A 13,188-nucleotide genomic window follows, 5' to 3' on the forward strand; every position below is an offset into this window, starting at 1 on the left:
ACATTTGAAGACCAGTTAATGGATCAACAGCGGTTAATATATATTCGCCAGGGTTTAAATTAATGTTTAATTTGGCAATTCCGTTTTCATCGGTTGCACGATCATAAAAGACTCCATTAATATTCATTCTAATATTTTGACCAGCTACAGGATTACCTTTACCATCTATTAACTTAATGAAGAATTGTGATTCATTTCTGTAATATTTAACTAAATCATCAGCAATCAATGTAGGCAATACTTCAATATTATTTTCAACGCTTGTTCCGTTGAATGTTGTTTTAATTTTGTAATTACCAGGATTTAAGTTAATATTTATTGTAGCTATTCCTTTCGCATCGCTGGTTCTGTCATATTTTCCGCCATTAATTTCAAAGGTCACAGTTTGATTTGCAACACCAATTTTTGCTTTAAATTGCGAATCGTTTTTATAGATTTTCACTAAATCTTCAGTTAATATTGCTGCCTCAATAGTATAAACTTTCAATGATGCGGTTTCACCCATTGGTGCTAAATCATAATATCCTTTACCAAAATCAACAAATGAAGTATTGTTTTCAAAGTGTTGTCTTGAATTTTCTAGCAGAGGAACATATTTTTTTGTCATTACTACTGTAAAGTTATCATTTTCTTCAATAGAAATGTTTTTGTTTAATTTAATGGTATGATAACCTTCAAATGGAGCGGTTCCATTTTGTGAAAATTTTAGTTTATTATTCACATAAATTTCAAGGTTATATTTTTCACCTTCTTCATAGAAATAAGTTCCAACTGCAGCTATTAAATCATCTTCTAGAGAAGTATAGACATTTTTATAAGAAGCAATAACTCCTGGGCTTTTGGAGAGGAAATATTTTATATATCCTCCCATATCGGTTTGATAATTTTTATTATATGGTTCGTTATTTTCAAAAATGTATCCGACTGAATGATACTGCGTTGCAAATGCTGTATCATAATAGGATATGTAATCATATCCTTCGTCTCCATGTCTTGTTCCATAGCTGTTCTTTATAATCCATGCACCATCCCCCGGTGGAGTTACCAGGAAATTGTTTTTTGAGTAGTTATCATCCCATCCTACAAGGAAAACTATATGGTTTCCTGATTCATTCTTGAAGTAGTATTGTGCAGAAGTATTTTCATTATAATATGGATTTTCCAGTTCAGAGCGTATAAATACACTTAAACCGCAGTATTTTAATACAGCTTCTTTCATTGCCTTGTTGTCAGTTAAATTTTTACGAGGATCGACGATCACTGCATCCTGTATGTGGACATTTTCCGGGCTGCTAATAAATTGTGATATTTTTCCAACGTCATCGTATTCATCATCAAATGTATTAAGCATTCCAAGCCAATTTATAGCATACGTAATCGCGTGTGTATCTCTGGATCCTTCTGTCAGGGTAATGTCTCCAAATTTAGAGTATCTTAATAAACTGTTTTGAATGTTATTTTCTGAAAAATCATATTCAATTCCAGTATATTTAATTAATGCGGCTTCCATTGCTGCAGCAGAACCGAATGCCCAGCATGCATTCATTGAACTTTGGTCCTTAACTGAACTTACCCAACCCCAGTCACGTAAGTCAAATTTCGTAGGTAGTTTTGAAAAAATGATTGAATCGTTTAAAAGGTCTAATGGATTTACTTTTTCAACAACTATGCTTGCATAGTTCGTATCATTTAAACAATCAGTGTCATTTATATAAGTGTTATTTAATTCATAATTTTCAAGGAAAACGCCGTGAATTGCTTCTCCATTGTTTTTAAATAGTGATTGGGTAATTTTCAAATCACTGTCATAACTGTACAATCCATGTTTGGTATTGCTTATGAAATGGTTATTGTAAGCTGTTAAATCAGACCTATCGACATATACTCCACCGCCGTGAATAAATTCTTCATCATCATAGGTTAATTTATTATTTTCGAAAAGTGTATTTGAGATTAGGTAATCACCGCAAGATAAATAAATTGCCCCGCCATCAAAAATTGCGCTGTTGTCCTTAAAAGTATTTTGAGTTATATTTGCTTTTCCACCTAAAATAATTAAAGCTCCGGCAAATTCAGATGAACAATTTAAAAATTCACTATTTCTGATGACAGTAATTCCGGTATCATTATATAAAAATCCTGGTGTATCAATAAATACCGCACCTGCGTTTTTGGTAGAAGTTACATTTATAAAACTACAATTTTCTATAAGTAGTTCATCCAATTCTTTTATTACAATAGCACCGGCGCTCATTGTTGCATTTAAGTTTATAAATTGAGAATTGGTAATATATGTTTTCCTATCATTATATATTGCAGTTGCAGATTTTGATGTTGAATTGGCGAATATTGAATTATTTATTGTCATTGTAGAAAGATAACCAAATACCATAGCTTTTTGAAGTGTATTTGTGCTTTCAAAATAAGATCCTTCTATTTTTATAGTTGTTTCTTCACTGTAGATTGCATTACCTGTGGTGGCAGTATTCTCAATAAATTTACAATTATTGACAGTAGTTTGGTTTAATGCAGTTAATCCCCCTCCGCTGGAATTTGCATAATCATTTTTAAAAGTAACATTATTAAAAATTACATCTTTACCAGAAGAAAGTATTCCTCCTCCAAATTTAGCATTACCATTTATTATAATGAGATCGTTTACGGTTACATTTTCACCATAAATTCTAAAAAGTCTTGATTGATTTTTTCCGTCAATCGTATGTCCATTACCATTAATTACAAAGTTTGTTTTGTTGACATATACTCCTAAAGTGTAATTTCCATCATCTGTTGGACTATATGCATAGTCCTGTGTTATTTCAAAGCTATTAGTGCTTTCATCAATTTGTGTTTCTAATGCTGTAAGGTTTCCTTCAGCAGAAACTGCACTTATTGATATCAATAATACAGAAAATATTAAAAATATTTTAAACTTATTCAAAAATTTTACCCCCATATTTTCTATATGTAAATATTTTATTTCTTTTTAATATAATTTTAGAATAATAACAATTAAATAGTGTAATTGAAAAATTTATTAGTATAAAAGGCTTTTTGCTTTTGAATTTATATGATTTACATTTTAAAAATGTGAGCATCGTAAATTGGAGGAAAAATATGGATTTAGAAAAAATTTTTGGAATTTTGTTTATCATATTGGGATTGATTTTTATAATTTTTCCAGTTTTTAGTGCGGAATCAGTATCCATCATTGTTGGATTAAGCTTATTGTTCTTTGGTTTTGCTTGCATAGTTAATGGATTTTCGATAAGGAATATGTCAACTTTTTCAAAAATTAATATAGTAGTAGGTATTATAGCAATAATATTTGGCATATTGTTTATTTTTGCTATTAATGCTTTACCTTTCCTTGTTGGATTTCAATTTTATATAATTGCTTTTATACTGATATTTTGCGGTATTGTTGGTATTATCTCAAAGTCAACACTATCAAAAACTACTTCCTTATTGATTTTAGTCATGGGTATAATAGCTATTGTACTTGCCGCTTATTCTATTACAGAACCAATTTATGCAGCAATTCTTATTGGATTATGTTTAATTATCCAAGGGGTAAGATTCTATCTCGATAGTGAACAAAAAGTTAAACAAATTGAATATAGAAATTAAATTGGGAGTTAAACTCTCAATATTACTTTTTTTTAATTTTAAAAAGAGAAAGAATCTCAAGGATATTTGATCTATAAGATATGGATATTTCACTAATTTTTATCTATATATAATATTTCAATATCATTTTTTGTTTAAAATTTTCTTGTATAATCTAAAAATTATTATATAAACTTCATTTATTTTCATTTTATTGCCCTATATGTTTAAATATATAAAAAATTAACAATAAATGTATGTTATTTGAGTAAAATATATATGTATTTGTTCATAAAAAGGTAATTATAGAATTGAAGTTCTAATGAACATCATGCTTTTTGCAAATCCGTCTGGAAATTGTTTAATGCATGGGATTCTATTGTCCTAAAAAGGGAATAAATAAAAAGGGGAATAAAATGAATATTAAAAGAATATTGGTCATAGCAATAATTGTTTTAGCAGTATTCAGTTGTTTAAGCATAGCAAGTGCAGGATTGTTTGACTTTTTAAGTGGAGAACAATATTTGCAAGATGATAATTCACAAGTAACGATACCAAGTAATTATACAGTTGACGATAAAAAGATAGTTGCATCATGCAAAGGCATAAATATATCATTGGTAGCACAAAAAAGTGTAGATGACAAATTTGAAACAGAATTCTTTAATGCTGTTAACGAAGGTGGTAAGGAAGCAGGATATGAAAATGTATCAAACAAAACAATAAATGGATATACAGTGCATGAGTTCGCTGCAAGTCCAAGTAAACTCAAAAACCTTACTGGTACATCATCAAGGGAGGATGTAGCTTGGATTGAATATCCGCCACAAATTGCCGCACCTTTCGATAATCCTGTTGATCACTTCAGATCAGTTACATTCATTAAAGATGGAAAAGAACACAGATTACTTATTTCCACAAATAATACTGCTGATAACTTATACACTCCGGAAATCGAAGGAATTATAAACAGTATTGGACCTTTGAAAAAATAATTAGTTATATTTGATTTTTAGATTATTTTCTAAAAATCTTTCTTTTTTTTTAATTTAAGTACAGGATACACTCCCACTAATTTTTCTATTAATGATTTTTAAATTAATGCTATTAATTCATGCCATACAAATACTGGTATGACTTAAAAATAACTAAAAAATAAAAATTTTCATGTTTCATTCTAAAAAAAAGAAAATAATAGCTATTCTATAAGAATAGCTGGTTTATAAGGCATTGCATTTTTGGCCTTGTTTTGCGGGTCGTATGAATCATCAGTGTGTACAATAACTTCACTTGATACTTCATTGGAAATGTATTCCAGTGCATCAGCAATGATTTGGGCTTCATCGATTTTACCCACATATTTGGTTTTAGTCATTTCACGGCCGATCTTTTTAGCTACTGCAGCTATCTCTTTTTTATCATCATAAATGTTGGCTCCAATAGCTCTGCCCATGATTTGACCAATATCCGGTTTTCCAACTTCATCTGCTATTTTGTATAAGTCCCATTTCCAATCAGGGGATAGGTAAATGTGAACCTTTTCAGCGTCATCTCCGACCATCTTTTTGATTTGATTGATGTCTTTAATGAGATTTTGCACTAACTCTTCTGATTTTTCAATTTCAAGACTTATAATGCTTTCATCAGCTTCAGGCCATTTAGCAGTACTTACAAATCCTTCTCCACCATATGTTGACCATAATTCTTCACAGGTGTGAGGTGTAAATGGTGCAAGTAATCTGATCCATGATTCCAGGACTGTAGACAAGACATAAATTACTGCAGGGTCTTTTTTATCAATCAAATGATTTACTCTGTATAAGTAATGGTCGATGTCCTTTTTAAGTAAGAACAGGGATTCCTGTAAAGCTTTTCTTGTTTGGAAAACTTCTAAAGCTTCAGTTGATGCTTTGATATGTTGATTCAGTTGACTTAACATCCATAAATCAATGGTTCTTGTTAATTCAACTTTTTCTATATTGCTTAAATCCAATGCAGAACCTTTGATTTCTTCAACTTTTCCTGCAAATTCTCTAAACCATTCAAGTCTTCTTTTAGTTCCAAGAACTTCCTTTTCTCTCCAGTCAAAGTCTTGCCATGGTTCCGCAGATGCCATCAAGAATAACCTTACTACATCTGCTGTGTAATCTTCAATCGCATCTTTTAAAAGAATAACGTTTCCTTTTGATGAAGACATTTTATTTCCTTCCAAAAGACCCATTCCAAATACGACGGTTCCTTTCGGCCATTTGTCTTCTGGGAAAATCGCACTGTGGTGGAACATCAAAAAGCTTAAGTGATTTCCAACAAGGTCTTTTGCAGATAATCTCCAATCAAGAGGATACCAGTAGTTAAATTCATCTTGAATTTCTTTAACTAGTTCTGGTGAGACTTTAATATCATCAGAATCTTTATTTAAGTATATTTTATCAAAGAATGCACGATTCAAATCATCAGGATTCATGTCTTTTAAAAATCTTGCTACTGAATAGTAGGACATATAGATTGTTGAATCGCTTAGCGGTTCGATTAACCATTGGTTATCCCAAGGGAGTCTTGTTCCAAGTCCGACTTTTCTGGAACATGCCCAATCATCCAGCCAGTCAATATAGTAATTGAAATTGTTTTTGATTTCTTGAGGAATGATTGTTTCTCTGTTTAGGACTTCATGGGTTTTTTCTTTCCATTCGGGATTTGAATATTTCATGAACCACTGATCATCCATTATTTTGACAACACAGTTATTTCCACATCTGCACACAACTGGTCTTTCAGCAAAGTCATACATGATTGTAGCCATATTCTTGGATATTAACTCTTCCTTCAATTCTTCACGGGCAAATCTAACTTTTTTACCTCCAAATCCAGGAATGCTTTCAATTATTGTACCTTTACTGTGTTGGATTTTATATAATTCGTTAGTAGCTTCATGTATCTTCTCATCGTTTTGGTCTGTAATTCCTAACCTTTCAATAATGTCTGCTGCAGGGATTTCTCCATAGCCTTTAACGGTACAGACTGGAATTGGAACTACATTTTCGATAATTCCTTCTAAATTGTATTTTGCTATCAATTCATCATTTTTCTTTAAATCTTGAAGGGCAATATAATCTGCAGGTGCATCTGCTGGCTCTGAAAATACAACTCCACTACCGTATGAAGCGCTTACAAAGCTTGCAGGGAAAATTGGAATCTCTTCGTCGGTAAATGGATTAAGTGCCATTTTACCAATCAAGTCATTTGGATCGATTTCGGATATGATATCCAATCCTTTAATTTGCTGTTCTAGATTATAATGAGCTTCTTTGGTTACTACCCAATTTTCACCGTTTGCATTAACCAAGACATATTCAACATCCGGATTCAACCAAATGTTTGTAGCACCAACAATGGTTTCCGGCCTTAATGTTGCTGTAACGAGTATCTTATCATCAATTTTGAATTTCAATAATGTTAATTCATTAACTCCAACACCTTCTCCTTCAAGCAAATCGTGGTCCCCTACAGGATTGTCACAGTTTGGACAGTATTTAACAGGGTGTTCACCTTTTTGAACTAATCCTTTTTCATATAATGTGGTAATTTGCCATTCTATGAATTTTTTGTATGTTGGGTCAATGGTTCTGAATTCACGTCTCCAGTCAATGGAGTAACCCATATCGTGCATTACTTCATTATATTCGCTACTGAAATACCTTACAATGTATTCTGGGTCTTCCAATTTAGGTAATTCATCTTTTGGGACTCTGTGGACATTTTCATATAAGTCAAGAGTCCAAGGGTCTTTTCTTTTAATCCTGTCAGCTATTCCAATAACGGGAGCTCCGGTTACGTGCCATGCCATTGGAAACAATACATTGTAACCTTCCATTCTTTTAAATCTTGCATATACATCAGGAACAGTGTATGTACGACCATGTCCAATGTGCATTGCACCACTAGGGTACGGGAAAGCTACAGTAATAAATAATTTTTCTTTATCGTTAGGGTTGGATTCAAATAACTTTTCATCAGCCCATTTCTTTTGCCATTTTTTTTCAGTCACTAAATCACCATTATAGTCTTTGCAGGGCTTTCGGGAACTTTGCTTTTATGCTGGTTCCTTTTAACTCTTGCTATGATATCATTAACTTCATCAACATCAATTTCTAATTCATCAGCAATGGAATCAGCATCGATGTCTTTTTCTATATGTCTGTATAAAATTTTATCAAGTAATTCATAAGTCATTCCTATTTCATCTTCATCGGTTTGGTTATTCCATAATCCTGCTCTAGGTGGTTTATTGATGATTTCTTGAGGAACATTTAAGTATTTAGCTAATTCATAAACGTCGGTTTTATATAAATCTCCAATCGGTTCAATATCACAAGCACCGTCTCCATGTTTTGTAAAGTAACCGATTACGATTTCACTTTTGTTACCTGTTCCGCTAACCAGGTAATTTTTTGAATTAGCATAAAAGTAAATTATTGACATTCTTATTCTAGCTTTGAGGTTTCCTATAGCTAATTTGTCTTCTTCTAATTGTGCAACTGATAAGAATTCGTTTAAAATACTATCAATAGCCATTTCTTTATAGTTTATTCCTAATGATTGTGCTATTGCAGTACCATGAAGTTTATCTTCTGTTGGTGTGGTTGTGGAAGGCATAACTATTCCAAATACATTTTCTTTTCCAACAGCTTCACAAGCTATATATGCAGCTAATGTGGAGTCAATTCCACCACTTAAACCTATTACAAGTCCATTTGCATTAGCTTCTGATACTTTATTTTGAACGAATTCAACGATATCATTTTTTGTTTTTTCTAAATCTAATTTTGGAATTTCGTTCATATCAAACACTCACTTAATTTTTCATTAGTAATTAATATAGTTCTTTTATTATATAATATATTATTATGAATGATGTGGAAATTTTGTCAAACCGCACTTTTGGCGGTGCCGATAAAGAAGTTTTAGATTGCTTTGTTGAGTACCAGCAAGCATTAATTGACAAAAATGATGTTAAATTAAATGAATTGATGGATAAAGACTATGTTTTAACCCATATGTCCGGTAAAAAACAAACTAAAGAGGAATTCATTGGAGAAGTAATGGATGGTACTTTGAATTATTTCAAATCTGAAATTCATGACCCGAATATATTATTTGATGATGATGAAAATGCCACATTAATTTCTGATGTTACCTTAGGCGCCCGCGTCTATGGTGTTGAATCCAAATGGACAATCAACACTGTAATGGATTTTAAAAAAATAAATGGCAGATGGATAATTGGTAAATGGGATACTTGAATTACTGATTATGCACGGATAAGGTGATCCTTTATGTTATACTCGGTGTAATTCTCTGCTATCCTATCAACAGTTCCATCTTTAAACATTTCATCTAGTGTGTTTTGAACTTGATCTCTTAGTTGGGTATTGCCCTGTTTAAATCCGACACCATATTGTTCATTGCATAATGATTCATTTAGTATTTTAAAGTGGTTTGGGCTTTTTGCCAGTCTATTATTTGCAAGTTCAAAATCTACAAGTACAGCATCACATGCACCAGTATCCAAGTCCATAAATGCTGTGTTAAAATCATGTGCTTCCACTATTTTTAAAGAATCTCCAATAGTTTTATTTTGTCCTTTGAGAGCATCTCCTCCAGAGGATTCAACTTGAAGTTCTACGGTTTTTCCCTTTAAATCTGAAATTGATGAAATATTGGAGTCTGACTTTACAACAAATACTTGGCTATTGTTAAAGTATGGTTTTGTCCATGTATAATTATTTTCCCTATTATTTATGGTGAATGCACTCCATATGCAATCTACTTCTCCAGAATTAAGTTCTGCTTCTTTATAATCCCAGTTAATTACTGGCTGAACAACTAATGTCCAGTTATTTCTTTTACAAACCTCCCTGGCCAAATCTATATCAAAACCAGCATAGGATTTATTATCAGCTTTATATTCAAATGGTGGGAATCCTAAATTAACTCCCATAACAAAAGTTTTTTCATCGTTGGTTATATTGCTGTTGTGTTTTGTGTCGATATCATCAAGAAAATCAAAAAAACCTGCACTTGCAGTACTGATGCTTAAAAATATTATCAATATTGCTAGAAGAGTTAATATTTTTTTATTCATCTGTTTTTTCCTCCACATTTTTAAATAAAATTTATATTTAATATTATTTTTCTATTTCAATATATTTAAATATTAGAATAATGGGTTATTTCTAAATTAAAATGATGTAAACTCATTCAATAATAATCAATTAATTTAATTAATATTAAAATCAAATAATTTAATAAGAATACTAATTATAAAGTAATATCTTAATATTCTTAATTACTTAACAGAAAGGAGGAGGGCAATTCCTACAGAATATTAGGTGAAGTATTGCCATAATTAATATGAATTATCCAGAAGAATCATTAAAAGCAAAAATAAGAAGAATGTTTTCATTATCGGAGGATTCCGCATCACATGATGAGATTCGTGCACGTCTCATGGATGGTGGAAAAATAACTGGAACGAATATGTGTGTGCTGGTATGTGCGATGATAATTGCATCTGTCGGTCTTAATATGAGTTCAACGGCAGTAATTATCGGTGCAATGCTAATTTCTCCTATTATGGGAAGTATTCTTGCTTCAGCATATTCAAGTGTATCTGCAGATTATTCTATGCTACGAAATTTTGCGATAGGTTTCGCAATACAGGTTGGAATCAGTATTGCTGCAGCGGCGATATATTTTTTCCTTTCTCCAGTTAAGGAGCCAACAGTGGAACTAATTGCAAGAACATCACCGACTTTTTATGATGTTCTCATCGCCTTCTTTGGAGGACTGGCAGGAATCATCGGGCAGACAAGGCAGGACAAAACGAACACTGTTATCCCAGGGGTTGCTATTGCAACTGCTCTTATGCCTCCCCTATGTACCTGCGGATATTCAATTGCAAACGGCAGATTAGATATGCTTCTTGGAGCAGGTTATCTCTTTATCATAAATGCATATTTCATTTTCCTGTCTGCAAGTATCATTCTAAGTATTTTAAAAATCCCTAAAGTTCAGGAATTAACTGAAAAACAATGGAAGAGACATCGCTTACGTATGGTTCGTAATACTCTTATTATTATGATTCCTAGTATAATAGCAGTTTATGCTATGTTATAATAAGAAAATTCTACTTAAAATTAATCATGAACATGATGCATCTTTTTATGCATGTTTGATGCATTCTGTTTAATTTTCTCTTTTTTTAAATTATTCAAAATCTGATACATTTCAATTTTAAATTTCTATTAGTATTAATGTAAATCTTTTTATATTTATTAATATTATATAATAAAATAAATATAATTTATAATAGTTTATATAAAAAGGTGAACAAAATGTCAAAAATGTCTAAAGTGGTTGAAACGACCTTAAAACACAAAGGTTATAAGGAACATACTGGAAATAAGGATGGAGCAGATGAATATATGGAAAAACGGTCTGCTGTTGAGGATGAAACATATAAAATCCCTAAATTGCTATATCATACTAAAGTTAAAAGTAAGGAGATGTTTGGATGTCAGATGATAATTTTCAATGAAAGCTTAAATGCTGAATATAATATCCTATATCTTCATGGTGGAGCTTATGTTAGTGAAATTCAAGTTCCACATATTATTTTTTGTGATAATCTTGCCAAAAAGGTCAATGCTACTGTATTTGCTCCAGTATATCCTCTGGCACCTAACCACACCTATGATGAAACCTACAAAATTGTTGAAAGCCTTTATGATTTGATGTTGAAATTCGAAAAACCTATTACAATAATGGGGGATTCAGCAGGCGGAGGATTGTCCGCATCATTTTGTGAATATTTAAAAACCAATGACTTGACACTGCCTGAACATTTAATATTATTGTCCCCATGGGTTGACATATCAATGTCTGGTGATTATGATGAATATATTGACCTTGATCCAATGCTTGGAGTCGATGGTTTGCGTGAAATGGGCGAAGCCTGGGCAGGAGATTTGGATACAAAGGATTTCAGGGTAAGCCCGTTGTTTGGAGATATGGAAAAACTCCCACAGACTACTATTTTTGTAGGGACTCATGAAATATTATATTCTGATGTTGTTAAATTTTACAATAAACTGAAGGATAATGGTATTGAAGTCGAATTAATTGTCGGTGAGGAAATGCCTCATGTTTATCCACTTTATTCTGGAGTTCCTGAAGCAAAAGAAGCATTCAATCATATTGTTGAAGTGATTCGGGATTAATGTTGTTAACTAGGTATTAATTTCATTAGGTTTTTTAAACTTAAAATTAATTATATAATATTATGATTAATAATTAAAAAATTATCCGGGTCGATAAAATGTCAAAAAGGGCTGAAATTGTAGAAAAAATTTTAAGTAGGAATCATCGTGAATATATGGACAGTAAAGAGAAAGCTGAAAAGCATATGCATGAACGTTCTCTTGTAGAAGACGAAACTTATGAAATCCCGAAAATTGCATATCGCACTAAAGTCGAAAGCAAAGATTTGTTTGGATGTCAAATGGTCATGTTCAATGATAATGAAGATACTGAACGTTTAGTCATATATCTTCATGGGGGAATCTATGTAAATGAAATAGTGTTGCCTCACATTATATTTTGTGATAAACTTGCAAAAAAAGTTAATGCGACGGTTTTCGCTCCGATTTATCCTCTTGCTCCAAATCATACCTATGAGGAAACCTATGAGATTGTTGAAAAACTGTATAATCATTTATTGACTCTTGATAAAGATATTATAATTATGGGTGATTCTGCTGGAGGGGGATTGACTGCAGCATTCAGTGAATATTTGGCAGTTAAGGACATGCCTCAACCCCAAAACTTAATTTTAATATCTCCATGGGTTGACATATCAATGTCCGGTGTTTATGATGATGTTGAATTTGATCCGATGTCTGGAGTTGATGGTCCTCGTGAAATGGGTAAGGCCTGGGCAGGAGATTTGGATACAAAGGACTATAAGGTAAGTCCGTTATTTGGAGAAGTAAGTAAACTTCCAAAAACTACGCTATTTGTAGGAACTCATGAAATATTATATTCTGATGTTGTTAAATTTTACAATAAACTTAAGGATAATGGTGTTGAAGCAGATTTAAATGTTGGTGAGAAAATGAATCATGTTTATCCACTTTATCCGGGAGTTCCTGAAGCAAAAGAAGCATTCAATCATATTGTTGAAGTAATTTTGGGTTAATTTTCGAATTCTTAAAATTCAATGGGCATTTAATCATATGTTAAATGCCTCAATTTTTCATTCTTCGTAATTTTCACAATAGTTTCTGTTGTATATTTCTGAATTTCCTAAATCACAGTAAGAAACTTCTTTTTCATAATAGTTGCCCTCTGCATCATACTCTCCTTCATAATTGTTGCGGAAATGTATGCAATCAAAAGAGCAGTAATCTCCGGTCATTGTAATAATCTCCATTTAGTTGTTTTCATGTTATTTAATTTCATTGAAAATCAAACAAAGCAATGGATTAAATAATCCATTTCTAAGATTAATTTTTATAATTT

The 13,188-nt window shown here is 31.8% G+C and carries 11 protein-coding genes; 6 read left to right on the plus strand and 5 right to left on the minus strand.

Annotated elements, in window-relative coordinates; translation table 11 throughout:
• On the minus strand, positions 1-2,941 hold a 2,941-nt coding region (locus ACKI3Q_RS01910), incomplete at its 3' end, for a C1 family peptidase (protein ID WP_407413741.1).
• Positions 2,942-3,117: 176 nt separating this feature from the next.
• Between ACKI3Q_RS01910 and ACKI3Q_RS01915 the strand changes: the two genes are divergently transcribed.
• Both ACKI3Q_RS01915 and ACKI3Q_RS01920 read left to right on the plus strand, forming a co-directional pair.
• Positions 3,118-3,630, plus strand: a complete 513-nt coding sequence (locus ACKI3Q_RS01915) for a DUF308 domain-containing protein (protein WP_407413743.1) — start codon at positions 3,118-3,120, stop codon at positions 3,628-3,630.
• A gap of 395 nt (positions 3,631-4,025) precedes the next feature.
• Positions 4,026-4,604, plus strand: a complete 579-nt coding sequence (locus ACKI3Q_RS01920; protein WP_407413745.1) for a hypothetical protein — start codon at positions 4,026-4,028, stop codon at positions 4,602-4,604.
• 203 nt (positions 4,605-4,807) lie between these two features.
• Here ACKI3Q_RS01920 and leuS read toward each other — a convergent pair whose 3' ends face one another.
• Together leuS and ACKI3Q_RS01930 are read right to left on the minus strand one after the other, a co-directional pair.
• Positions 4,808-7,654, minus strand: coding sequence for a leucine--tRNA ligase (gene leuS / locus ACKI3Q_RS01925; RefSeq protein WP_407413747.1), 2,847 nt, complete (start codon positions 7,652-7,654; stop codon positions 4,808-4,810).
• Positions 7,654-8,448 (minus strand): NAD+ synthase, encoded by a 795-nt coding sequence (locus ACKI3Q_RS01930; protein WP_407413749.1) that lies wholly within the window; start codon positions 8,446-8,448, stop codon positions 7,654-7,656. Before ACKI3Q_RS01930 ends, leuS begins: the two co-directional genes overlap by 1 nt.
• Before the next feature lie 65 nt (positions 8,449-8,513).
• Here ACKI3Q_RS01930 and ACKI3Q_RS01935 point away from each other — a divergent pair, with 65 nt between their 5' ends.
• Complete coding sequence (locus ACKI3Q_RS01935) at positions 8,514-8,909, plus strand: nuclear transport factor 2 family protein (RefSeq protein ID WP_407413751.1); 396 nt, start codon at positions 8,514-8,516, stop codon at positions 8,907-8,909.
• Between the two features lie 8 nt (positions 8,910-8,917).
• On the opposite strand, the gene ACKI3Q_RS01940 is transcribed toward ACKI3Q_RS01935, so the two are convergent.
• Positions 8,918-9,751, minus strand: a complete 834-nt coding sequence (locus tag ACKI3Q_RS01940) for a transporter substrate-binding domain-containing protein (RefSeq protein WP_407413761.1) — start codon at positions 9,749-9,751, stop codon at positions 8,918-8,920.
• A gap of 311 nt (positions 9,752-10,062) precedes the next feature.
• On the opposite strand from ACKI3Q_RS01940, the gene ACKI3Q_RS01945 reads away from it, so the two are divergent.
• The 3 genes from ACKI3Q_RS01945 (at position 10,063) to ACKI3Q_RS01955 (ending at position 12,865) form a co-directional block, all read left to right on the plus strand.
• On the plus strand, positions 10,063-10,785 hold the full coding sequence (locus ACKI3Q_RS01945; RefSeq protein ID WP_407413753.1) for a DUF389 domain-containing protein: 723 nt from the start codon (positions 10,063-10,065) through the stop codon (positions 10,783-10,785).
• A gap of 218 nt (positions 10,786-11,003) precedes the next feature.
• Positions 11,004-11,888: an alpha/beta hydrolase fold domain-containing protein gene (locus tag ACKI3Q_RS01950; RefSeq protein WP_407413755.1), complete on the plus strand. Its 885-nt coding sequence runs from the start codon at positions 11,004-11,006 to the stop codon at positions 11,886-11,888.
• Between the two features lie 98 nt (positions 11,889-11,986).
• Complete coding sequence (locus ACKI3Q_RS01955) at positions 11,987-12,865, plus strand: alpha/beta hydrolase (RefSeq protein WP_407413757.1); 879 nt, start codon at positions 11,987-11,989, stop codon at positions 12,863-12,865.
• A gap of 57 nt (positions 12,866-12,922) precedes the next feature.
• On the opposite strand, the gene ACKI3Q_RS01960 is transcribed toward ACKI3Q_RS01955, so the two are convergent.
• Positions 12,923-13,084, minus strand: coding sequence for a hypothetical protein (locus ACKI3Q_RS01960; protein ID WP_407413759.1), 162 nt, complete (start codon positions 13,082-13,084; stop codon positions 12,923-12,925).
• Positions 13,085-13,188 lie beyond the last annotated feature (104 nt).

This window comes from Methanobrevibacter sp., from assembly GCF_045636185.1.
GTDB lineage: Archaea > Methanobacteriota > Methanobacteria > Methanobacteriales > Methanobacteriaceae > Methanocatella.